Here is a 20,902-nt window from a genome sequence, read left to right as displayed (position 1 = left end):
AATTTCCATGGCGTCCCGCAAAAATACGAATACCGGGACATGCTGATCATGTACGACAAGGCGGGAGCGGCGGGCGGATGGCGGCCGGCCGTCACCCCGGGTGAACCGGCCGGCCGCCGTGCGAGCCTCGCTCCGCGTCAGGCGGTGCCCCGCACCTGGCGGCGCCGCGCCGCCACGGCGATGCCGGCGCCCAGCGCGATGACGCCGGCGCCTCCCCCGGCCAGCAGCGGGTTCACCGCCGCGGACGTGCCGCCGCCACCGGCGGACACGCCGCCGCTGGGCTTGATCGGCTTGAGGTACTGGCGGAAGACCCAGCCGCCGATCTGGTTCTTCGGCACGCTCTGGTGCAGCTGGACCCAGCCGCCGTGGCTGGACTTGCAGTCGGCGCCGATGTGCAGGCGGTACTTCAGCGGCGGCGGGATGAGCTTGCCCCGCGGCGTCTTGTGGACGTTCAGGCCGCTCCGCGCGGTGACCTCGTACCGGCAGATGGTGGCGGCGGGCCCTCCGTGCGGCGCACTGGGCGCCGCCAGGGCGGCGGCGCCGCCGCTCAGCAGGGTCAGGCCGCTCGCGGCCCCGGCCACCGCGAGCGCCAGGCCGGTACGCGCGCTTGTCCTCATTCGTCTCCCCCAACTAGTGATCTTGGTGTTTGCCGGAGCTGTCCGACATGGTTTCGTTGATCACACTTCCCGCAGAGAATTCGGCTGATGTCGCACTGATCGCAAACATTGGGGCGCGGTTCCGGCGGACATCGTGAAGGCTCCGTCCGGCGATCTCCAAGGGAAATTTCCTCGCCGCCGCAATGCCCCGCATTGCGGACATGCTGATCATGTACGACAAAGAAGATAAGTAATGCGAGGCCGCCCGGCGGTGCTCCCGGCCGTAGGGTGGGGCGCATGGTGCCGATGCACACGAGCACGGAGGAACGGGACGTCCGGGTGGCGCTGCTGCCGGTCGGGAGCTTCGAGCAGCACGGGCCGTTCCTGCCGCTGGCCACGGACACGGTCGTCGCCTGCACGGTCGCGGCGGAGATCGCCGAGGCCCATCCGGTGCGGCTGCTGCCGCCGGTGACGATCTCCTGCTCGCACGAGCACGCGGGGTGGCCCGGGACGGTCAGCATCTCGGCGGCGACCCTGCACGCGGTGGTGCGGGACGTGGCGGAGTCGCTGCGCAGGGCGGGCGTGCCGAAGCTGGTGCTGGTCAGCGGGCACGGGGGCAACTACGTGCTCGGCAACGTCGTCCAGGAGTCGGGCGGCGACATGGCGCTTTTCCCCGGAATGGACGAGTGGGAGGACGCGCGGGCCGCGGCGGGAATGGAGACGTCCGGAATCAGCGATATGCACGCCGGTGAGCTGGAGACGTCCATCCTGCTGCACGCCCATCCGGAACTGGTGCGGCCCGGATACGAGGGTGCCGACCACCTGGCCGACGACCGGCGGCACCTGCTGACCGCCGGAATGGCGCGCTACACCGGGTCGGGGGTCATCGGACGGCCGTCACTGGCCTCCGCCGGCAAGGGCCGGGATGCGCTCGCGAACCTCGTCGGTGCGTTCGGGCACTGCCTCGCGGTGCTCGACGAGCAGGGTCAGGGCGCCCGGCAGGGCGGAGACGAACGTCAGGACGCCGTAGACGACGGAGATGGTGAGGCCCGCGGCGGAGCCTAGGCCGGCGGCGCCGAACGCCAGTGCGGTCACGGCCTCCCGGGGGCCCCAGCCGCCGACGTTGATCGGCAGGCCCATGACCAGAAGGGCCAGCAGGAGCAGCGGCAGCAGTTCGGTGAGCGGGGCGTGCGAGCCGGCGGCGCGGGCGGCGACGACGAACAGCGCGAGGTGGCCGACGAGGGCCGCGGCGGACAGCGCGGTGATGCCGGGCCAGGCCGCCAGGACGCCGCGGGCCTCGGCGAACGCGGCGGCGACGGCGCGGTGCCGCCAGCGGGCCAGGGCGGCGAGCAGGCTGAGCAGCAGCACGGCGGGGATCAGGGCGGGCTTCAGTGACGCCAGCAGCGACGGGCGGGCCGGCAGGACGGCCAGGCAGGCGAGCACCAGGACGGTCTGCCCGGCGGCCCGTTCCAGCACGACGGCGCGGACGCCCCGTCCGAGGTCGCCGGACCGGTGGCCGTGGCTGACCGCGCGGTGCACGTCGCCGAGGACACCCGCGGGCAGCACGGCGTTCAGGAACAGCGCCCGGTAGTAGGCGGTGACGGCATCGCGCAGCGGCAGCGGAAGGCCGAGCCGCCGGGCGATCAGCCGCCAGCGGGCGGCGGCGCAGACGGTGCTGAGCAGGCCGACGAGCAGGGCGGCGGCGATGGACGGGCCGTCGACGGCCTTCAGCGCGGCCACGAACGCCGACGTGCTGTGCCACCACAGCAGGCCGCCGAGGATCGCCAGCGCGGCGAGGACGCGCAGCCAGGGCCAGAACTTCACGAGGCGCTCCCGGGGAGTGCGAGCAGGTCGATGTGGTGGACCTCGACGGTGAGGCGTCCGGCGTCGCACTCGCCGAGCCGGCGGCGCAGGTACTCGGCGGCGGGTTCGGCGAGGTCGGGGCGCTGCTCGACGGCGGCGCCGACCCAGCCGCGCAGCCATTCGCGGGCGAGCGCGGCCTGTGCGGGGCCGAGCCGCCACGGGCTCGGCCGCGTCGCGACGGTCGCGCCGCGGCGGCGGAACGCGGTGGCGGCGGCGGCCGGGGCGTCCGGGCCGAGCAGCCCGTGCCGCCGCTGGTGGGCGTCGAACGCGGCGCCGATCGCGCCGTCCAGCGGGTCGGACGGGAAGAGCCGGACGCGCCCGGCGACCGACAGGGTCAGCAGCGCGGGGCAGCACGCGGCGGCGGCGATGCCGTCGACCTGCTCGGCGGTGAGGACGTCCAGCAGCGCGGACGCGGCGACCAGCGACGCGCCGACGAGGTCGGCGGCGTGCAGGTCGGCGAGGTCGCCCTCGCGGGTCTCCAGGGTGGCGGGCGCGCCGTCGGCGGTGCGGTAGGTGTTGGCGCGCGCCTCCTCCAGCAGGCCGGGGTCGCGGTCGTGCAGCACCCAGTGCTGGGGCCCGGGCAGCCGGGGGGCGAGCCAGCGGCCGAGCGCGCCGGTGCCGCAGCCGAGGTCCCAGATGACCAGCGGCTCGCCGGGCGGCGGCAGGTGGGCGCGCAGCGGGCCGAGCAGCTCGCCCGCGCGGGCGGCGGCGTCGGCCTCCTCGCGCAGCGCCAGCCAGGTCGGGGCGTAGGCGGTCATGTCGTCTCCTTCCCGAGTCCGTCCAGCACGGCGGCCATGCGGCGGGACGCGGCGTCCCAGCCGTGCAGCGCGCCGCGCCGCTGCCGGGCGGCGGACCGGAGGGCCGCGCGCAGCCCGGGGTCCAGCAGCCAGCGGCGCAGGGCCGCGGCGAGCGCGGCCGGGTCGTCCGGGGGGACGAGGAGACCGGGGGCGGTGCCGTCCGGGGCGTGCCCGAGCGTGCCGGGAACGCCGTCGGCGTCGCTGGTCAGGACGGGGATCCCGCGCGCGAGGGCCTCGGTGACGACCATGCCGTAGGTTTCCGAGCGGGTGGGCAGGACGGCGAGGTCGGCGGCGTCGTAGGCGGCGCCGAGCCGGTCCCCGGTGAGGGGGCCGGCGAGGTGCACGCGGTCGCCGAGGCCGTGCCGGTCGATCGACTCGCGCACCCGCCCGGCGTGGGCGGGGTCGCGGTCCAGGGGCCCGGCGCAGACGCACGTCCACGGCAGGTGGGCGACGGCGGCGAGGGCTTCGACGAGGACGTCGTGCCCCTTGCGCGGCGTCACGGACGCGACGCACAGCAGCCGGGACGCCCCGTCGGTGCCGGTGGCGAGCGGCGCGGGATCGACGCCGGGGGCGACGGCGTGGACCCGCGCGGGGTCGAGGTCGTGCCGTCCGATCAGGCGTTTCATCGCCCACGGGCTGGTCGCCACGACCGCGGCGGCGGCGTGCAGGGTGGCGCGTTCGAGCGGTTCGAGGTCGGCGCCGCCCTCGTCGGCGAGGGGCAGGTGGACGAGGACGGCGAGGCGCAGCCGCGACGCGTGCGGGACGACGACGTCGGGCACCCCGCATGCGACCAGGCCGTCCATCAAGGCGACGGTGCCGTCCGGCAGCGCGGCGAGGGAGCGGCCGAGGGCGGCGCGGGCGGCGGCGTCCGGGCGGGGCCAGGCGCCCGGCACGGCGATCTCCCGCGCGGTGCGTCCCGCCTCGGCGAACTCCTCGCAGAGCCGGCGGTCGTAGACGTTGCCGCCGCTCGGCACGGTCGGGTCGTCGATGTCACCGGGGACGACGAAGCACACTTCAGCGGTCATAGCGGGCGCTCGTAGCTCGCCCAGGCGACGTGCGACTCGCGCAGCGTCACCGCGATCTCCGACAGCCCGCGCGCGCTCTCCCCCATCGTCCCGGCGCGGATCCGGGCGGCGAGCCGGTCGGCGACGACCTTCGCCAGGTACTCGGTCGTGGTGTTGACCCCGGCGAACTCGGGTTCGTCGTCCAGGTTGCGGTAGTTCAGCTCCCGCAGCACCTCGCCGAGCTCGCGGGTGGCGAGCCCGATGTCGACGACGATGTTGTCGGCGTCGAGTTCCGCGCGGCGGAACGTCGCGTCCACGACGAAGGTGGCGCCGTGCAGCCGCCGCGCCGGGCCGAAGACCTCGCCGCGGAAGCTGTGCGCGACCATGAAGTGGTCGCGGACGGTGATGCCGAACAAGGGCCCTCCCTGTTTCCTGTGCCGGCGTTCCTGTGTGACCGTTCCTGTGCGCCTAGGCCTGCGGGTAGTCGATCCGGTGGCAGAGCGCGGGGAGCTCCCCGCCCGCCAGCCGGGCCATGACCTGGGGAATCTCCTCGAACGGGCTGTTCCCCGTGATCAGTGCGTCGAACGCCGGGGCGGCCAGCAGCCGCAGCGCCAGCGCGAGCCGGTCGGCCGGCGACCGGCGCGAGCGCCGCGCCGGGGCGACCATGCCGACCTGGCTGGCGCGGACGGCGAGCCGGCGCGAGTGGAACGACTCGCCGAGCGGGACGCGCACCGGCCGGTCGCCGTACCAGCTCAGCTCGATCACCTCCCCCTCGGGCGCGAGCAGCTCCAGCGAGCGGACCAGCCCGGCCTCCGTCGCGCTGGCGTGGAAGACCAGGTCGCGGCCGCCCGTGGCGTTGCCGGGCAGGGCGAACCGGACGCCGAGCGCCCGCGCCGTCTCCGCCCGCGCCGGGTCGACGTCGACCAGCTCGACGTCGCAGCCCGGCAGCCCGGCGAGGACCCCGGCGACCGAGCAGCCGACCATGCCCGCACCGACGACCGCGATCCGGTCGCCGACCAGCGGCGCCGCGTCCCAGCAGGCGTTCACGGCGGTCTCCACGGTCCCGGCGAGGACGGCGCGTCCGGGCGGCACGCCGTCCGGCAGCGGGACGACCGCGCTCGCCGGCACCACGTAGCGGGTCTGGTGCGGGTAGAGGCAGAACACGTGCCGCCCGAGCAGCTCCGGCGGGCCGTGCTCGACCACGCCGACGTTCAGGTACCCGTACTTGACCGGGCCGGGGAACGCGCCGTCCTGGAACGGCGCCCGCATCACCGCGTGCTGGTTCTCCGGGACGCCGCCGCGGAACACCAGCGCCTCCGTGCCGCGGCTGACGCCGGAGAACACCGTCCGGACGACGACCTCGCCCGGCCCCGGCTCCGGCAGCACGACCGGGCGGATCTCCCCCTCACCTGGCGACCGGATCCAGAACGCGCGCGCGTCGAGTTCCATGAGCACCCCTTCCCCGCCGAACCCCGTGATGCCGTACGGCCAGCCACAGCACGTCCCGTCCGAACGACCACGCCAGCAGGGCCAGCGCCGCCGCGACGGCCGCCCACGCGTGGGGGACGGCGCCGGACGCGGCGGCCGCCAGCACGACGCCCTGCACGACCGCAACCGCCTTGCGCGCGAAGCTCGGCGGCAGCGGCGACCGCAGCCACGGCGCCGCCCACGACGCCGCGACGAACGCGTACCGCATCGTCCCGATCGCCAGCACCCAGAGCCCGGCCACCGTCGCCACCTGCACGCTCAGCACCAGGATCAGCAACGCGTCGGCCTCCATGTCGAACCGGGCGCCGAGGTCGGACGCCGTCCCGGTGCGGCGCGCGACCCATCCGTCGGCCCCGTCCAGGACGAGCGCGGCCGAGGCGAGCGCGACCAGCACCGCGACCGGCCCGCCATGGACCAGATGCCCCGCGACGAGCGCCGCGACGCATCCCACGAGGACGACCCGCGCCAGCGTGACGTGGTCGGCGGGCCCCAGCGCGCGCCGTCCCCGGAACGCGAGGCCGAGGACTCCCCACGACGCGAGCGCGTAGCCGAGGCCGACGGCGAGCCCCACCGCGCCCGGACGCAGCGCCGCCACGGCTGCCGCCTGGACGCACGCGGCGCCCGCCAGCTCCCATGCCCGCCACACAACGGGCCCGCGCCGCACCGGCCGGAACACCGGCCGGGAGACGGTCATCGGCCGCGCCATCAGCGGGCCTCGCCGGCGTCCATCCGGGCGCCGTTCAGGGCGGCGCCGTTCACGGCCGCACCGTTCACCGCACCACCGTTCACCGCAGCACCGTTCACGGCGGCGTCCAGTTGCGGCAGGTCGTGGCCGAGGCGGTCGCGCTTGGCGGTCAGGTAGCGGATGTTGTCGTCGTTGACCGGGGCGAGGAGGGGCACCCGGGCCGCGACGTCGATGCCGTAGGACTCCAGGGCGCTGACCTTCGCCGGGTTGTTGGACAGCAGCCGCACCGACCCGACGCCGAGGTGGCGCAGCACGCGGGCGGCCGGGCCGTAGTCGCGGGTGTCGACGGGCAGCCCGATCGCGGTCGCGGAGTCGACGGTGTCGAGCCCCTGGTCCTGCAGGACGTGCGTGCGCACCTTCGCGACCAGCCCGATCCCCCGGCCCTCGTGGCCGCGCAGGTAGACCAGGACGCCGCCGCCCTCCCGCACGATCGCGTCCAAGGACGCGTTCAGCTGGTCGCCGCACTCGCACCGGGTGGCGCCGAAGATGTCGCCGGTCATGCATTCGGAGTGCATCCGGACCAGGACGCCGGCGCGGCCCGCCACCTCGCCCCGGACGAGCGCCAGGTGCTCGTTCCCGTCGACCGGGTCCCGGAACGCCACGGCGCGGAACACCCCGCGCCGCGTCCGCAGGTCCGCCTCCGCGACGTCCCCGATCTCCGCGGCGTCCCCCACACCACCGCCGTCCCCGACGTCGCCGCCGCCCCCGACGTCCTCGCGGCCGATGCCCTGGTCGTGCATCTTCCCTCCTCGGCTCGTGATCACCGTGCTCCGCAGCGACCGGTACGCGGCGGCCACGGCCCGTGGCCGCGCCCCGTCAACGGGGTACGACCGGGCCGCTACACCGAGTGGCACGGAGGAGAGGTACCCGAAGGTTCAGCCGAGCCGGGCGCGGACCACCAGTGCGTGCAGCGCGCGCCGCGCCGGCGGCTGCTCGGGCAGGGCGCTGCGCTCGCGCTCCTCCTCCAGCCGGGACGTGAGCGCCTCGACGTCGGCCCGCAGGACCTCCGGGGACGGCGCGTCCGGCGGGAGCGGCCCGTGCTCGGCGGCGCGCTTGGCCTCGACCAGGTCCGGGAGGTAGGGCGGGCCGTATCCGGTCAGCCGGGTCAGGTCCGCCTGGAGCCGCGCCTCCCGCATCAGGCGGATGCCGGTGAGCAGCACGCGGAAGGTGTAGAGCAGCGGTTTCAGCTCGCCGGTCTTCTCGAACAGCTTCCACTGGGACCGCGCGAAGCCGAGGTAGTGGTGCGCGTGGTGGGACGTGAACAGTCCCGGCGCCAGCGCCACGAGCTCCTCGTGCAGCGGTGACGTCGCGACGACCAGCGGCGAGAGGACCTGCTCCAGGACGTAGCCGTTGCGCCGCAGCAGCAGGTGGCAGAACTTCGCGAGGTCGTGGGTGACGACGTCGGCCTCCACCCCGGCGTGGTCCCACATGAGGGTGACGGTCTCCTCGCCGGTCTCCAGCCCGACGATCTCCTCCAGCGGCAGGAGGTGGACGCCGCGCAGGTCGACGTCGGAGTCCTGCGACGGGAAGCCGTACAGGTGGGCGCCGCTGACCGTGACGAACGCCCGCGGGTACGGGTGGCCGGCGGCCAGGGCGTCGAGCATTCCTTCGGGGAGGTTCACGGGTTCACGCTCCTGCGGCGGACGGAGATCAGCAGGTTCTCGACGCGGTCGCGGTCGGGTTCGGCGGGCAGGGGGCTGCGGTCGAGGGCGCCGTCCAGGCCGGCGGTGAGGGACGCGCGCCACCGCTCGATCTCGTCCCAGCCGGTCTCGCCGCGCCGGACCGCGAGGAGCCGGTCGCGCAGGGCGCCGACGTCCACCAGCGGCTCGCCCGTCCGGACGAGGTGCTCGCCGCTGACGAGCAGCCGCAGCAGGTGCATGACGTGCTTCCAGTTCGGCTCGCCGCGGTTGCGCAAGTCGCCTTGCAGCTTGCGGAACTGGGCGTCGGCGTACCGGAGGAAGGTGCGGTGCGCGTGCCGGGACAGGAACGCCTGCCGGACGGCCAGCAGCTCCTCGCCGACCGGCGTGATCTTCTCGACGATCGGCGACCAGAGGCATTCCAGGACGGTCGGGTTGGCCGCCAGCGCCAGCTCGCAGAAGCGCTCGAACTCCCAGGAGAACTGCTCGGGCAGCGGGCCGTCCAGGTGGGTGGGCGGCTTGGTGAAACGCCAGAACAGCGGGGCCGGCGCGGCGAACACGCCGCGCCGGTCGACGTCGCTGTCGCCGGTCGCCAGGCCGTACGCGCGCGAGCCGGTCACGACCGACAGCACGGTGTGGTCGCGCACGAGCCGCAGATCTTCGGAGGTCACGGTCGGCAGCCTCGCGCAGGCCGCCGCCGGGCGCCACCCGGTTTCCGGACGGTCTGTAAGCCGTTACGAGTTCGGACCGAACTTGCAGAAAGTTTCTGCAAGCTATTTACGGAGCTGCAACCCCTTGCTAGCGTCCCGGTCCAGCCACCCCTATCCCGGACCTGCGGGGCGGCCGTCCGGCCCGTCCCGCGAAGGAGGACCCCCATGCGGCGCATCCCCCCAATCGGCGCCCAGAGAACCCCCGGCCCGCTCCTCGCCGGTACCGCCGTCTGCGCGGCCCTCGCGCTCTCGCTCTCCGCCTGCGGCGGGGACGGCGGCGGCGGCTCCAAGGGCGGGTCCGGCGCCGCGAGCCTCACCGGCCGCGGCCCGATCACCTTCGTCACCGGCAAGGACCGCTCCGGCTACCTGCAGAAGCAGATCGACGGGTGGAACATCGACCACCCGAAGGAGAAGGTCCGGGTCATCGAGCTGCCGGACGAGCCGAACGACCAGCGCCAGCAGATGATCCAGAACGCGACGACGAGGTCCGACGCGTACACGGTGCTGAACCTGGACGTGGTGTGGACCGCGGAGTTCGCCGCGAACCGGTGGCTGACCGTGCTGCCGAAGGACCGGATCGACCTGGCGAAGCTGCTGCCCGCGACCGTCACGACCGGGCAGTACCGCGGCAACCTGTACGCGGTGCCGTCCACCTCCGACGCCGGGATGCTCTACTACCGCAAGGACCTGCTCGACAAGGCCGGGATCTCCGCGCCGCCGAAGACCTACGCCGAGATGTGGTCCGACTGCGACAAGGTCAAGAAGCTGCCCGAGGGCAAGGGCGTCGACTGCTACTTCACCGAGGTCAACAAGACCGAAAGCATCACCATCAGCGCGGTCGAGGCGATCGGCAGCGCCGGCGGGTCCATCGTCGGCCCGGACGGCAGGCCCACGCTGAACACCCCGCAGGCCAAACAAGGCCTGGAGTTCCTGGTCAACGCCAAGAAGGACGGCCGGATGCCGAAGGAGGCCGTCACGCTCGACACCGAGGGCGGCCGCCGCTACTTCCAGTCCGGCAAGCTGCTGTTCCAGCGGCAGTGGCCCTACCAGTACGCGCTGGCGAACGCCGACGACGGCTCGTCGAAGGTGGCGGGCAGGTTCGCGGTCGCACAGCTGCCCGGCCCGAACGGGCCCGGCGTCGCCAACCTCGGCGGCCACAACCTCGCGATCTCCGCCTTCGCCAAGAACAGGGCGACCGCGCTGGACTTCGTCCGGTACCTGACCGGTGAGCAGTCGCAGCGCGCGAACCTGCTGGCCACCTCGCAGGCGCCCACGCTCGCCTCGCTCTACGACGACCCCGAGATGACCAAGAAGTTCCCGTACCTGCCGGTGCTCAAGCAGGCCATCAGCAACGCCAAGCCGCGTCCCGTCGCGGTGAAGTACGGCGACGTGACCGCCGCGATCCAGGCCCAGGTGTACGACGCGGTGACCGGCAAGAAGCCCGCCGACCGGGCGCTGGCCGACCTGCAGACCGCGCTCGGCCCGCTGACCGCGCAGTGAGCGGCATGACCACGGCGTACGACGGCACGCCGCCCGCCGCGGGCACCACCGCGGCGGGCGGGCGGCGCTCCCGCAGGCGCGACGTGCAGGGGACGAGGCGGCTCGCGGCGCTGCTGCTGTCGCCGACCCTGCTCGTGCTCGCGCTGGTCATCGGCTACCCGGTGCTCGCCGGGTTCCGCGAGTCGCTGTACGCGCGCGGCGAGGGCCTGGACGCCGACGGCTTCGTCGTCCAGGGCGACCGGTTCGCCGGCCTGGACAACTACACGGCGATCTTCCACGGCGACCGCGCCGGCGCGTTCTGGAACGCCTTCGGCAACACGACGTTCTTCACCGTCACGACCGTGGTGCTGGAGACGGTGATCGGCGTCGCGATGGCGCTGATCATGCAGCAGGCGTTCCGCGGCCGGGCGGTCGTGCGGGCGAGCATCCTCGTCCCGTGGGCGATCCCGACCGCGATCTCCGGGCTGCTGTGGCGGTGGATCTTCCAGGCGGACGGCGCCGCGAACGCGGTGCTGCGCCACCAGATCCTGTGGACCGCCGACGGGTTCCCCGCCAAGCTGGCCGTCGTCATCGCCGAGGTGTGGAAGACCTCCCCGTTCATCGGGCTGCTCGTCCTCGCCGGCCTGCAGATGATCCCCCGGGACGTCCACGAGGCCGCGAAGGTGGACGGCGCCGGCCCGCTCCAGCGGTTCTGGTGGATCACGCTGCCGCTGGTCAGGCCCGCGCTGCTGGTCGCGGTGCTGTTCCGGATGCTGGACGTGCTGCGGATGTTCGACCTGCCCGCCGTGCTGATCGGCGTCAACCAGAGGTCGGTGGAGACCCTGACGATGATCGCCTGGTTCGAGGCGTCCAACCTGCGGTACGGGTCGGCCGCGGCGTACGCGACGATCCTGTTCCTGTACATCGCGCTGATCGCCTACCTGTTCGTCAGGCTGCTCGGCGCCGACATCATCGGCGAGGCCCGCCAGCAGACGAGGCGGGCCCGCGGGAGCCGCCCGGTCAGGGGCCGCCGGAAGAAGGTGACCGCATGACCGGCTCGCTGCCGAGGCGGCTGCCGTCCTACCTCGGGCTCGCGCTCGTCGCCGTCTACTGCCTCGCGCCGTTCTACTGGATGACCGTGTCGGCGTTCCGGCGGCCGCAGGACCAGTTCGACAACTCGATCGTTCCCACGCAGTGGTCGTGGCAGAACTTCCACGCGGTTTTCTCCGGCGACAACGGCTTCGGCCGCGCGCTGCTGAACAGCGTCGTCGTGGCGGGCTGCACCACCGCGTTGACCCTGGTCATCGGCACGTTCACCGCCTACGCGCTGGCCCGGCTGGACTTCCGGTTCAAGAACGCGGTGCTCGGGCTGATCGTCGCGACCACGATGTTCCCGGGAATCTCCCAGCTGGTGCCCTTGCTGAAGCTCTTCACGGACATCAAGTGGATCAACACGTACCAGGCGATGATCGTGCCCAGCCTCGGGTTCGCGCTGCCGCTGTCGGTGTGGCTGCTCACGGCCTTCTTCCGGCAGCTGCCGCGCGAGCTGGAGCAGGCCGCGATGGTGGACGGCTGCACCCGCGGCCAGGCGTTCCGCAAGATCATCGTTCCGCTGGCGGCGCCGGGGGTGTTCACCACGGCGATCCTGACGTTCATCGCCGCGTGGAACGAGTTCCTCATCGCGCTGTCCATGGTCAACAGGAAGGAGATGCAGACCGCCACCGTGGCGATCTCGAAGTTCACCGGCGTGTCGGGCTTCGACCAGCCGTTCGGCACCCAGATGGCGGCGGGGGTCGTGGTGACCGTCCCGCTGATCGCCGTGGTGCTGGTCTTCCAGCGCCGGATCGTCGCCGGCCTCACCGCCGGCGGCGTCAAGTGACCCGCCGACCCGAAGGACGTACATGACGCAGGACACCCTCGCCGTCCCCGCACCCCGCGCCCGGGGCACCGCCCGCTGGTGGCGCGACGCCGTCATCTACCAGGTGTACGTGCGCAGCTTCGCCGACTCGGACGGGGACGGCGTCGGCGACCTGCCGGGCATCCGGTCCCGGCTGCCGTACCTGGCCTCCCTCGGCGTGGACGCGCTGTGGCTGACCCCGTTCTACGTCTCGCCGATGGCCGACTTCGGCTACGACGTCGCCGACTACCGCGACGTCGACCCGCTGTTCGGCACGCTCGCCGACGCCCGCGCCCTGATCGAGGACGCGCACGCCGCCGGCCTGCGGGTCATCGTCGACGTCGTCCCGAACCACACCTCCGACCGGCACGCCTGGTTCCGGGCGGCGCTGGCCGCCGCGCCGGGCTCGCCGGAGCGCGCCCGCTACGTCTTCCGCGACGGCCGCGGCCCGGACGGCGCGCAGCCGCCCAACGACTGGGAGTCGGTGTTCGGCGGCCCCGCCTGGACCCGGCTGCCGGACGGGCAGTGGTACCTGCACCTGTTCGCCGCCGAGCAGCCCGACCTGGACTGGGAGAACCCCGAGGTCCGCGCCGAGTTCGAGGGCATCCTGAGGTTCTGGCTCGACCTCGGCGTGGACGGCTTCCGCGTCGACGTCGCGCACGGCATGGCCAAGGCGCCCGGCCTGCCCGACGTCGGCCACCCGAACCAGGTGGAGATGCTCGGCACCGCCGTCCTGCCCTACTTCGACCAGGATCCGGTGCACGACATCCACCGCGAGTGGCGCCGCGTCCTGGACTCCTACGCCGGGGAGCGGATCACCGTGGCCGAGGCGTGGGCGCCGACGCCCGAGCGCCTCGCCCTCTACACCCGCCCGGACGAGTCGCACCAGGCGTTCAACTTCCACTACCTGACCGCGCCGTGGGACGCGGCCGGGATGCGGGAGGTGGTCGAGGAGTCGCTGCGCACCGCCGGGGCGGTCGGCGCGCCCGCGACCTGGGTGCTGTCGAACCACGACGTCAAGCGGCACGTCACCCGCTACGGCGGCGGCGACACCGGCCTGCGGCGGGCCCGCGCGGCGGCGCTGCTGACGCTCGCGCTGCCCGGTTCGGCGTACGTCTACCAGGGCGAGGAGCTGGGCCTTCCCGAGGTGCTCGACCTGCCGGAGGAGTTCCAGCAGGATCCGCAGCGGCTGCGCGGCGAGGGCCAGGGGCGCGACGGCTGCCGGGTGCCGATGCCGTGGGACGGCGAGGAGCCGCCGTTCGGGTTCGGCGCCGGCGCCGCGTCCTGGCTGCCGGTCCCGACCTCGTGGCGCGACCTGACCGTCGCGGCGCAGACCGGGGACCCCGATTCGATGCTCGCCCTGTACCGCGCGGCGCTGCGCGTCCGCCGCGAGCATCCCGCGCTCGGCGACGGCCCGCTCCGCTGGCTGGACGGCCCGCCCGGCACGCTGTCGTTCGTCCGCGAGGACCCCGGGACGGGCCGCGCCTGCGCCTGCGTCGTGAACATGGGCGACCGCACGGTCCGCGTCCCCGTCCCCGGCGCCCCGCTGCTCGCCAGCGGACCGGTCCACATCGAGGGCGCAACGGCCGAACTCCCGCCCGACACCGCGCTGTGGCGGGACGTTGAAGAGGGATAACTTGAGACCTATGACGACACGCCTGGCGGACATCGCCGCGCATGCCGGGGTGAGCGAGGCGACGGTCAGCCGGGTGCTGAACGGCAAGCCGGGCGTGTCGCCGAGCACGCGCCAGGCGGTGCTGACCGCGCTGGACGTGCTCGGCTACGAGCGGCCGGCCCGGCTGCGCCAGCAGCGGGCCGGGCTGATCGGGCTGATCATCCCGGAGCTGACCAACCCGATCTTCCCGGCGTTCGCCGAGGTCATCGAGAGCGCGCTGGCCCGGCACGGGTACATGGCGGTGCTGTGCTCGCAGGCGCCCGGCGGCGTCGCCGAGGACGACTACATCGAGATGCTGCTGGAGCGCGGCGTCTCCGGGATCATCTTCGTCAACGGGCTGCACGCCAACGCCCGCTCCGACCGGGCGCGGTACGCGCGGCTGCTCGAGCAGGCGCTGCCGATCGTGCTCGTGAACGGGTACCGGCCCGACATCGACGCGCCGTTCGTCTCCAACGACGACGTCGCGTCGCTGGAGGCGATCGTCGGGCATCTGGCCGCAATGGGCCACCGGCGGATCGGCCTGGCGATCGGGCAGGACGTGTACGTGCCGACGCGCCGCAAGACCGAGGGGTTCCGGCGGGCGATGGCGGCGTACACCGGGCTGCCGGCGGCCGAGGTCGACGAGCTGGTCGTCAACACGATGTACACGGTCGAGGGCGGGCAGGCGGCGGCGGCGAAGCTGCTGGACGCGGGCTGCACGGCGATCTGCGGCGGCAACGACATCATGGCGCTCGGCGCGATCCGGGCGGCCCGGGCGCGGGGCCTGCGGGTGCCCGAGGACGTGTCGGTGACCGGCATGGACGACTCGCTGCTGACCGCCTACCTCGACCCGCCGCTCACCACGATCCGGCAGGCCGTGCGGGAGATGTCGATGGCGGCGGTGAGCACGGTGCTGGACGAGATCCGCGGCGCCCGGGCTCCGCGCACCGAGCTGCTGTTCCGGCCGGAACTGGTCGTCCGGCGGTCCACCGCGCCGGTCCCGGCGGCCCCGCCCCCGACCGGCCGGCGGCTGTCCACCGTACCGGAGGGCTGAGCCGGGGCCTCCCGGGGCCCCGCGCCGGTCCGTTCGAGTTGTAACGGTTGTGTTGCGGCGGATTGACAGTGAGGCCCGTCACGGTCTTTCATCCGTGGGAGCGCTCCCACGCAATGGAAGACACAACCTGAGAGGGGTCCGCCATGAGGGCCATCATGCGGCGCGGACTGGGCACGGCGATGGCGGTGGTGCTCGCCGGCGGTCTCGCGGCCGCCTGCGGCGGCGGCGACGACGACAAGAAGGACTCGGACTCGGGGCCGGTGACGCTCACCGTCGACGTGTTCGGCGAGGTGGGCTACGACCAGCTCTACAAGCAGTACGAGCAGTCCCACCCCGGCGTCACCATCAAGCAGCGCAAGGTCTCGTCGCTGGACGAGTACAAGCCGCGCATCCAGCAGTGGATGGCCACGGGCAGCGGCGCCGGCGACGTGGTGATGCTCGAGGAGGGCATCCTGCCGCTCTACATGCAGCAGCGGTCGAAGTTCCTCAACCTGTTCGACTACGGCGGCAAGGCGCTGCAGGACAAGTTCCTGCCGTGGAAGTGGCAGATGGGCGTCAGCCCGGACGGCAAGCAGCTGGTGGGCCTCGGCACCGACGTCGGCCCGCTCGCCATGTGCTACCGCAAGGACCTGTTCAAGAAGGCGGGCCTGCCCACCGAGCGCGAGGAGGTCGGCAAGCTCTGGCCGACGTGGGACGCGTTCCTGCAGACGGGGCAGAAGTTCCAGCAGAAGGTGTCCGGCACCAAGTGGCTCGACGGCCCCACCGCGGTCTTCCGCGCGACCGTCCTGCAGAACGCCGGCGCCGGCCCCGGCTACAGCTTCTTCGACAAGAACGACAACCTCGTCTTCGACAGCAACCCGGCGGTCAAGCAGGCGTTCGACACCTCGCTCAAGTTCGAGCAGAGCAAGCTCACCTCGGACATGTCGATCTTCACCCCGCCGTGGCAGACCGGGCTCAAGCGCGACACCTTCGCCACCGTGCCCTGCCCGTCGTGGATGCTCGGCGGCATCGAGCAGTTCTCCGGCGCCTCCGGCAAGGGCAAGTGGGACGTGGCGACGACGCCCGGCGGCTCGGGCTACTGGGGCGGCTCGTGGCTCGCCGTGCCCAAGCAGACCAAGCACGCCAAGCAGGCCGCCGCGCTGGCGGAGTTCCTGACCTCCCCGCAGGGGCAGGCCGGCGCCTTCAAGTCCGCCAGCACCTTCCCGTCGTCGCCGCAGGCCGAGCAGGACCCGGCGGTCGCCGACGCCAAGAGCGCCTACTTCAACGACGCGCCGATCGGCACGATCTTCGGCGGCCTGGTCGCCTCGGTGAAGCCGGTGCACCTCGGCCCGAAGAACGAGGACGTGCGGGCGGCCGTGGAGAACGTGCTGATCTCGGTCGGGCAGGGCAAGGTCAAGCCCGACGAGGCCTGGTCCAAGGCCGTCGACGAGGCCAAGAAGGCCGCCAGGTAGCCGCCTCCCGCCACGGCGGCGGCGCCGTGCCCCACCTCCCCGCACGGCGCCGCCGCCGTTCCACTCCCGCTCAGTCCCGTCCTCGGAAAGGAGGCGCCCGGCCCATGGCCACCGATCTGCGCCCCAGCCGGAACGGTCCGCAGCAGCCCACGGCGCAGGCCCCACCGGCCGGGCGCCGCTCCCTGCGGACCCGCCTGACCAGGCTCGACGTGAAGGCCTCGCCCTACGCCTTCATCTCGCCGTTCTACATCGTCTTCGCGATCTTCGGCGCGTTCCCGCTCGTGTACACGCTCTGGGTGTCGCTGCACGACTGGGAGCTCGCCTCGGGCACCCGCAAGTGGGTCGGCCTGGACAACTACAAGTACCTGTGGAGCGACGCCGACTTCTGGCACGCGACGGTCAACACCGTCGGCATCTTCGTCCTGTCGACGGTGCCGCAGCTGCTGATCGCGCTGTTCGTCGCCAACGCGCTGAACCGGCGGATGCGGCTGCCGACGCTGTTCCGGATCGGCATGGTGGCGCCGCTGGTCACCTCGACCGCCGCCGTCGCGATCGTGTTCACCCAGATGTTCGACCACGACTGGGGCATGATCAACTGGGCGATCGGGCTGGTCGGGATCGACCCGGTCAACTGGACCAGCAGCCGCGGCTGGTCCTGGGTGGCGATCGCGACCATGGTCGACTGGCGCTGGACCGGCTACAACGCGCTGATCTACCTCGCCGCGATGCAGGCGATCCCGAAGGACCTCTACGAGGCGGCCTCGATCGACGGCGCGTCCCGGATCCGGCAGTTCTGGCAGATCACCGTGCCGATGCTGCGCCCGACGATCATCTTCACGACGATCATCGCGACCATCGGCGGGCTGCAGCTGTTCACCGAGCCGGTGCTGTTCAGCGTGGGCACCCCCAACAAGATGGACGGCGGCCCGCTGCACCAGTTCCAGACGCTGACGATGTACATGTACGACAACGCCTTCGGCCATGACCGGTACGGCTACGGCGCCACGATCGCGTGGGCCCTGTTCCTGATGATCATCCTGTTCTCGCTGATCAACTTCCTGTTCGTGCGGCGCACGGGAGGCACCAAGTGACCACGCTCCTGGCCGGTCCCGGCGACGCCCGGCACGCCCGCGACCGCCGGTCCGGCCGGTTCCGCAACCTGTGGAACGCCAGCCCGCTGACCTACCTCACGCTGATCGTCGCGCTCGCCCTGTCGGTCTTCCCGATCTACTGGATGATCGCGGTGGCGACCCGGACCAACGACGTGGTCGCCGACGTCCCGCCGCCGATGCTGCCCGGCGGGCACGGCGGGGACAACGTGCGCCGGCTGTTCGACAACCCCGACGCCTACTTCGCCAAGGGCCTGGTGAACTCGGCGATCGCCTCGGCGTGCGTGACGGTCTCCACCGTCTTCTTCGCCTCGCTGGCCGGCTTCGCCTTCGCCAAGCTGCGCTTCCGCGGCAAGAACGCGCTGCTGGTGTCGATCGTCGCGACGATGATGATCCCGGTGCAGATGGGCATCATCCCGCTCTACATGATCATGGTGAAGCTGGGCTGGCAGAGCCATCTGCAGGCGGTGATCGTGCCGTTCCTGGTCACCGGGTTCGGCGTGTTCATGATGCGGCAGTACGCCGACCAGGCCGTCCCGGACGAGCTGATCGAGGCCGCCCGGGTCGACGGGTGCACGACGTTCGGCATCTACTGGCGGGTCGTGCTGCCCGCCCTGCGGCCCGCCGCCGGCGTGCTCGGCCTGTTCACGTTCATGCAGACCTGGAACGACTTCATGTGGCCGCTGGCGGTGCTCACGCCGGAGAACCCCACGGTCCAGATCTCGATCAACAACCTGGCGAACGCGTACTTCAAGGACTACACGCTCATGTTCGCCGGCACCACCGTGGCGATCCTGCCGCTGCTCGTGGTGTTCGTCGTGTTCGGCCGCCAGATCATCGGCGGAATCATGGAAGGTGCGGTGAAGGCGTGACCTCTCTGGAATCGAGCGCCGTCCAGGACGACGCCGCCGCCGCGACCGGGCCACGGTTCCCCACCGGGTTCCGCTGGGGCGCGGCCACCGCCGCCTACCAGATCGAGGGCGCCGCCGCCGAGGACGGGCGCGGACCGTCGATCTGGGACACCTTCGCCCGCACGCCCGGCAAGGTCCTCGGCGGCGACACGGGGGACGTCGCCGTGGACCACTACCACCGGTACCCCGAGGACGTCGCGCTGATGAGCGGGCTCGGCCTCACCTCCTACCGGTTCTCCATCTCCTGGCCCCGGGTGCAGCCGACCGGGGCCGGGGCCGTCAACGAGCGGGGGCTCGACTTCTACCGGCGCCTCGTCGACGCGCTGCTGGAGGCGGGGGTCGAGCCCTGGCCGACGCTGTACCACTGGGACCTGCCGCAGCCGCTGGAGGACGCGGGCGGCTGGCCGGAGCGCGAGACCGCGCACCGGTTCGCCGACTACGCCGCCGCCGTGCACGAGGCGCTCGGCGACCGGGTGAAGCACTGGACGACGGTGAACGAGCCGTGGTGCGCGGCGTTCCTCGGCTACGCGTCCGGGGACCACGCGCCGGGGCGGCTCGACCCGTCCGGCGCCCTGCTCGCCGCGCACCACCTGATGCTGGGGCACGGCCTGGCGGTGGAGTCGATGCGGGCCCGCCACCCGGGCAACCGGTTCGGCGCGGCCGTCAACCTGTACGCGGTGTCCCCCGCGACCGACGACCCCGCCGACGTGGACGCCGCGCGCCGCATCGACGGCATGCAGAACCGGCTGTTCCTCGACCCGCTGCTGCTCGGCCGCTACCCCGAGGACGTGCTGGCCGACACCGCCCGGTTCGGCTTCGAGCCCGACGCGGCGGACCTGGCCGTGATCAGCCGGCCGATCGACCAGCTCGGCATCAACTACTACTCGCGGCACACGGTCGCCGGGACGCCCGGCGAGGCGGCGCAGACGGCCTCCTCGCCGTTCGCGACGAACTCCCCGTGGGTGGGCAGCGAGCACGTCCGGTTCGTCTCGGCGGGCCGGCCGACGACCGGCATGGGCTGGGAGATCGACGAGAGCGGGCTGCACGAGGTGCTGACCCGGGTGCACCGCGACTACCCGGCCGTCCCGCTGTACATCACCGAGAACGGCGCCGGCTACGACGAGGCCCCGGACGGCGATGGCACGGTCCACGACGCGGGGCGCATCGCCTACATCGACGCGCACCTGCGCGCGTGCCACGCCGCCATCGCCGACGGCGTACCGCTCGCGGGCTATTTCACATGGTCGCTGCTGGATAATTTCGAGTGGGCCTGGGGCTACTCCAAGCGCTTCGGGCTGGTCCACGTGGACTACGCGACGCAGCGCCGGACGCCCAAGGACAGCGCACGCTGGTACTCGGACGTGATCCGGCGGGGCGGCCTGCCCGGGCGCGGCTGAGGCATCGCCGGGACCGGCACCGCCCCGCCGCGGGCGGTGCCGCCCCACCGGGCCGGTGCCGGGCCGGCGCGGGCGCCACAGGAAGGACGGAGGGGCCTGATGACGCAGAGGGGCACGCGCCCGACCCTGGAGGAGGTCGCGGCGCGGGCCGGGGTCGGCCGCGGCACGGTGTCCCGGGTGGTCAACGGGTCGCCGCGGGTCAGCGAGCGGGCCCGGCAGGCCGTGCTGAAGGCGATCGACGAGCTCGGGTACGTGCCCAACCGGGCGGCCCGCACGCTGGTCACCCGGCGCACCGACACGGTCGCGCTGGTGATCGCCGAGTCCGACCAGCGGCTGTTCGGCGAGCCGTACTTCGCCGGCATCATCCGCGGGATCAGCAACGGCCTCGGCGACACCGGGCTGCAGCTGCTGCTCGCGCTCGCCCGCTCCCCCGCCGAGTACGCGCGGCTCGAGCACTACCTGACCACCCAGCACGTGGACGGGGTGCTGCTCACCTCGCTGCACGCCGAGGACCCGCTGCCCGCCAAGCTGGAGGCCAACGGGGTGCCGACGGTGCTCGGCGGGCGGCCGCCGGGCCTGTCGCCGGTCAGCTACGTCGACGTCGACAACCGGCTCGGCGCCCGCGAGGCCGTCGGCCACCTCATCACCGGGGGGCGGCGGCGCATCGCAACGATCGCCGGCCCGCAGGACATGGGGGTGGGCATCGACCGGCTCGCCGGCTACCGGGAGGCGCTCGGCGAGGCGGGGCTGCCGGAGTACGTCGCGTTCGGCGACTTCGGCGAGGCCACCGGCATCAGCGCCGCCGAGGAGTTGCTGGCCCGCGAGCCGGAGCTGGACGCGGTGTTCGCCGCCAGCGACCCGATGGCGCTCGGCACGCTGCGGGTGCTGCGCCATGCCGGACGCCGCGTCCCCGGCGACGTCGCGGTGATCGGCTTCGACGACTCCGCCGCCGCGCCGCTGGCCGACCCGCCGCTCAGCAGCGTGCACCAGTCGCCGGAGGAGATGGGCGTGGCGATGGCGCGGCTGCTGATCTCGCGGATCCGCGGCGAGGCCGTCGCCGACCCGGTGGTCATCATGCGCCCGCACCTCGTCCTGCGCGAGTCGGCGTAG

The 20,902-nt window shown here is 73.2% G+C and carries 20 protein-coding genes and 1 pseudogene; 11 read left to right on the top strand and 10 right to left on the bottom strand.

Annotated features, from left to right (window positions below):
* Nucleotides 1–137 precede the first annotated feature (137 nt).
* The gene (locus tag QP089_RS17920) at nucleotides 138–617 is read right to left on the bottom strand and encodes a hypothetical protein (protein WP_285912756.1); all 480 of its coding nucleotides are present in this window, start codon (nucleotides 615–617) and stop codon (nucleotides 138–140) included.
* 276 nt (nucleotides 618–893) lie between these two features.
* On the opposite strand from QP089_RS17920, the gene QP089_RS17915 reads away from it, so the two are divergent.
* Nucleotides 894–1,661, top strand: coding sequence for a creatininase family protein (locus QP089_RS17915; protein ID WP_285912755.1), 768 nt, complete (start codon nucleotides 894–896; stop codon nucleotides 1,659–1,661).
* Here QP089_RS17915 and QP089_RS17910 read toward each other — a convergent pair.
* From QP089_RS17910 to QP089_RS17870, 9 genes and pseudogenes are all read right to left on the bottom strand, one after another.
* Nucleotides 1,653–2,336: pseudogene (locus QP089_RS17910) on the bottom strand (lysylphosphatidylglycerol synthase transmembrane domain-containing protein); the annotation flags it as partial. The gene QP089_RS17915 and the pseudogene QP089_RS17910 sit on opposite strands and share 9 nt — an antisense overlap.
* Nucleotides 2,337–2,416: 80 nt before the next feature.
* Nucleotides 2,417–3,217, bottom strand: coding sequence for a class I SAM-dependent methyltransferase (locus QP089_RS17905; RefSeq protein WP_285912754.1), 801 nt, complete (start codon nucleotides 3,215–3,217; stop codon nucleotides 2,417–2,419).
* Complete coding sequence (locus QP089_RS17900; RefSeq protein ID WP_285912753.1) at nucleotides 3,214–4,281, bottom strand: glycosyltransferase family 4 protein; 1,068 nt, start codon at nucleotides 4,279–4,281, stop codon at nucleotides 3,214–3,216. Before QP089_RS17900 ends, QP089_RS17905 begins: the two co-directional genes overlap by 4 nt.
* Nucleotides 4,278–4,676, bottom strand: a complete 399-nt coding sequence (locus tag QP089_RS17895; protein WP_285912752.1) for a 6-pyruvoyl trahydropterin synthase family protein — start codon at nucleotides 4,674–4,676, stop codon at nucleotides 4,278–4,280. Before QP089_RS17895 ends, QP089_RS17900 begins: the two co-directional genes overlap by 4 nt.
* A gap of 52 nt (nucleotides 4,677–4,728) precedes the next feature.
* Nucleotides 4,729–5,709, bottom strand: a complete 981-nt coding sequence (locus tag QP089_RS17890; RefSeq protein WP_285912751.1) for a zinc-dependent alcohol dehydrogenase — start codon at nucleotides 5,707–5,709, stop codon at nucleotides 4,729–4,731.
* Nucleotides 5,666–6,442: a CDP-alcohol phosphatidyltransferase family protein gene (locus QP089_RS17885; protein WP_285912750.1), complete on the bottom strand. Its 777-nt coding sequence runs from the start codon at nucleotides 6,440–6,442 to the stop codon at nucleotides 5,666–5,668. Before QP089_RS17885 ends, QP089_RS17890 begins: the two co-directional genes overlap by 44 nt.
* Before the next feature lie 11 nt (nucleotides 6,443–6,453).
* On the bottom strand, nucleotides 6,454–7,233 hold the full coding sequence (gene ribA, locus QP089_RS17880) for a GTP cyclohydrolase II (RefSeq protein WP_285912749.1): 780 nt from the start codon (nucleotides 7,231–7,233) through the stop codon (nucleotides 6,454–6,456).
* Between the two features lie 135 nt (nucleotides 7,234–7,368).
* Nucleotides 7,369–8,115 (bottom strand): nucleotidyltransferase domain-containing protein, encoded by a 747-nt coding sequence (locus tag QP089_RS17875; RefSeq protein WP_285912748.1) that lies wholly within the window; start codon nucleotides 8,113–8,115, stop codon nucleotides 7,369–7,371.
* Nucleotides 8,112–8,801 carry a nucleotidyltransferase domain-containing protein gene (locus QP089_RS17870; protein ID WP_285912747.1) on the bottom strand — a complete coding sequence of 230 codons (690 nt, stop codon included), beginning with the start codon at nucleotides 8,799–8,801 and terminating at the stop codon, nucleotides 8,112–8,114. The genes QP089_RS17875 and QP089_RS17870 overlap by 4 nt, the downstream gene beginning before the upstream one ends.
* Nucleotides 8,802–9,005: 204 nt before the next feature.
* On the opposite strand from QP089_RS17870, the gene QP089_RS17865 reads away from it, so the two are divergent.
* From QP089_RS17865 to QP089_RS17820, 10 genes are all read left to right on the top strand, one after another.
* Nucleotides 9,006–10,340, top strand: coding sequence for an ABC transporter substrate-binding protein (locus QP089_RS17865; RefSeq protein WP_285912746.1), 1,335 nt, complete (start codon nucleotides 9,006–9,008; stop codon nucleotides 10,338–10,340).
* Nucleotides 10,341–10,345: 5 nt separating this feature from the next.
* Nucleotides 10,346–11,371 carry a carbohydrate ABC transporter permease gene (locus tag QP089_RS17860; RefSeq protein ID WP_285912745.1) on the top strand — a complete coding sequence of 342 codons (1,026 nt, stop codon included), beginning with the start codon at nucleotides 10,346–10,348 and terminating at the stop codon, nucleotides 11,369–11,371.
* Nucleotides 11,368–12,198, top strand: coding sequence for a carbohydrate ABC transporter permease (locus QP089_RS17855; RefSeq protein ID WP_285912744.1), 831 nt, complete (start codon nucleotides 11,368–11,370; stop codon nucleotides 12,196–12,198). The genes QP089_RS17860 and QP089_RS17855 overlap by 4 nt, the downstream gene beginning before the upstream one ends.
* A gap of 22 nt (nucleotides 12,199–12,220) precedes the next feature.
* A complete protein-coding gene (locus tag QP089_RS17850; RefSeq protein WP_285912743.1) occupies nucleotides 12,221–13,852 on the top strand; it encodes a glycoside hydrolase family 13 protein in 1,632 nt (543 codons plus the stop codon).
* Nucleotides 13,853–13,862: 10 nt separating this feature from the next.
* A complete protein-coding gene (locus QP089_RS17845) occupies nucleotides 13,863–14,924 on the top strand; it encodes a LacI family DNA-binding transcriptional regulator (protein ID WP_285912742.1) in 1,062 nt (353 codons plus the stop codon).
* Between the two features lie 143 nt (nucleotides 14,925–15,067).
* Nucleotides 15,068–16,375, top strand: a complete 1,308-nt coding sequence (locus QP089_RS17840; protein ID WP_285912741.1) for an ABC transporter substrate-binding protein — start codon at nucleotides 15,068–15,070, stop codon at nucleotides 16,373–16,375.
* A 104-nt stretch (nucleotides 16,376–16,479) separates the two neighbouring features.
* Nucleotides 16,480–17,466: a carbohydrate ABC transporter permease gene (locus QP089_RS17835; RefSeq protein ID WP_285912740.1), complete on the top strand. Its 987-nt coding sequence runs from the start codon at nucleotides 16,480–16,482 to the stop codon at nucleotides 17,464–17,466.
* The gene (locus QP089_RS17830) at nucleotides 17,463–18,356 is read left to right on the top strand and encodes a carbohydrate ABC transporter permease (protein WP_285912739.1); all 894 of its coding nucleotides are present in this window, start codon (nucleotides 17,463–17,465) and stop codon (nucleotides 18,354–18,356) included. The genes QP089_RS17835 and QP089_RS17830 overlap by 4 nt, the downstream gene beginning before the upstream one ends.
* Entirely contained in the window at nucleotides 18,353–19,792 is a 1,440-nt protein-coding gene (locus tag QP089_RS17825; RefSeq protein WP_285912738.1) for a GH1 family beta-glucosidase, read from the top strand. The genes QP089_RS17830 and QP089_RS17825 overlap by 4 nt, the downstream gene beginning before the upstream one ends.
* Nucleotides 19,793–19,891: 99 nt before the next feature.
* Nucleotides 19,892–20,902 carry a LacI family DNA-binding transcriptional regulator gene (locus QP089_RS17820; protein WP_285912737.1) on the top strand — a complete coding sequence of 337 codons (1,011 nt, stop codon included), beginning with the start codon at nucleotides 19,892–19,894 and terminating at the stop codon, nucleotides 20,900–20,902.

The sequence above is a fragment of the Actinomadura opuntiae genome, assembly GCF_030283205.1.
Classification (GTDB): Bacteria; Actinomycetota; Actinomycetes; order Streptosporangiales; family Streptosporangiaceae; genus Spirillospora.
This window is presented reverse-complemented; position numbering and strand designations above follow the sequence as displayed.

Excerpts from the sequence above, each read along its gene's own strand:
- QP089_RS17920 (WP_285912756.1), bottom strand. The coding sequence starts at position 617 with ATGAGGACAAGCGCGCGTACCGGCCTGGCGCTCGCGGTGGCCGGGGCC.
- QP089_RS17890 (WP_285912751.1), bottom strand. The coding sequence starts at position 5,709 with ATGGAACTCGACGCGCGCGCGTTCTGGATCCGGTCGCCAGGTGAGGGG.
- QP089_RS17820 (WP_285912737.1), top strand. The coding sequence starts at position 19,892 with ATGACGCAGAGGGGCACGCGCCCGACCCTGGAGGAGGTCGCGGCGCGG.
- QP089_RS17855 (WP_285912744.1), top strand. The coding sequence starts at position 11,368 with ATGACCGGCTCGCTGCCGAGGCGGCTGCCGTCCTACCTCGGGCTCGCG.
- QP089_RS17845 (WP_285912742.1), top strand. The coding sequence starts at position 13,863 with ATGACGACACGCCTGGCGGACATCGCCGCGCATGCCGGGGTGAGCGAG.
- QP089_RS17900 (WP_285912753.1), bottom strand. The coding sequence starts at position 4,281 with ATGACCGCTGAAGTGTGCTTCGTCGTCCCCGGTGACATCGACGACCCG.
- QP089_RS17885 (WP_285912750.1), bottom strand. The coding sequence starts at position 6,442 with ATGACCGTCTCCCGGCCGGTGTTCCGGCCGGTGCGGCGCGGGCCCGTT.
- QP089_RS17905 (WP_285912754.1), bottom strand. The coding sequence starts at position 3,217 with ATGACCGCCTACGCCCCGACCTGGCTGGCGCTGCGCGAGGAGGCCGAC.
- QP089_RS17850 (WP_285912743.1), top strand. The coding sequence starts at position 12,221 with ATGACGCAGGACACCCTCGCCGTCCCCGCACCCCGCGCCCGGGGCACC.
- QP089_RS17915 (WP_285912755.1), top strand. The coding sequence starts at position 894 with ATGGTGCCGATGCACACGAGCACGGAGGAACGGGACGTCCGGGTGGCG.
- QP089_RS17860 (WP_285912745.1), top strand. The coding sequence starts at position 10,346 with ATGACCACGGCGTACGACGGCACGCCGCCCGCCGCGGGCACCACCGCG.
- QP089_RS17835 (WP_285912740.1), top strand. The coding sequence starts at position 16,480 with ATGGCCACCGATCTGCGCCCCAGCCGGAACGGTCCGCAGCAGCCCACG.
- ribA (WP_285912749.1), bottom strand. The coding sequence starts at position 7,233 with ATGCACGACCAGGGCATCGGCCGCGAGGACGTCGGGGGCGGCGGCGAC.
- QP089_RS17865 (WP_285912746.1), top strand. The coding sequence starts at position 9,006 with ATGCGGCGCATCCCCCCAATCGGCGCCCAGAGAACCCCCGGCCCGCTC.
- QP089_RS17840 (WP_285912741.1), top strand. The coding sequence starts at position 15,068 with ATGAGGGCCATCATGCGGCGCGGACTGGGCACGGCGATGGCGGTGGTG.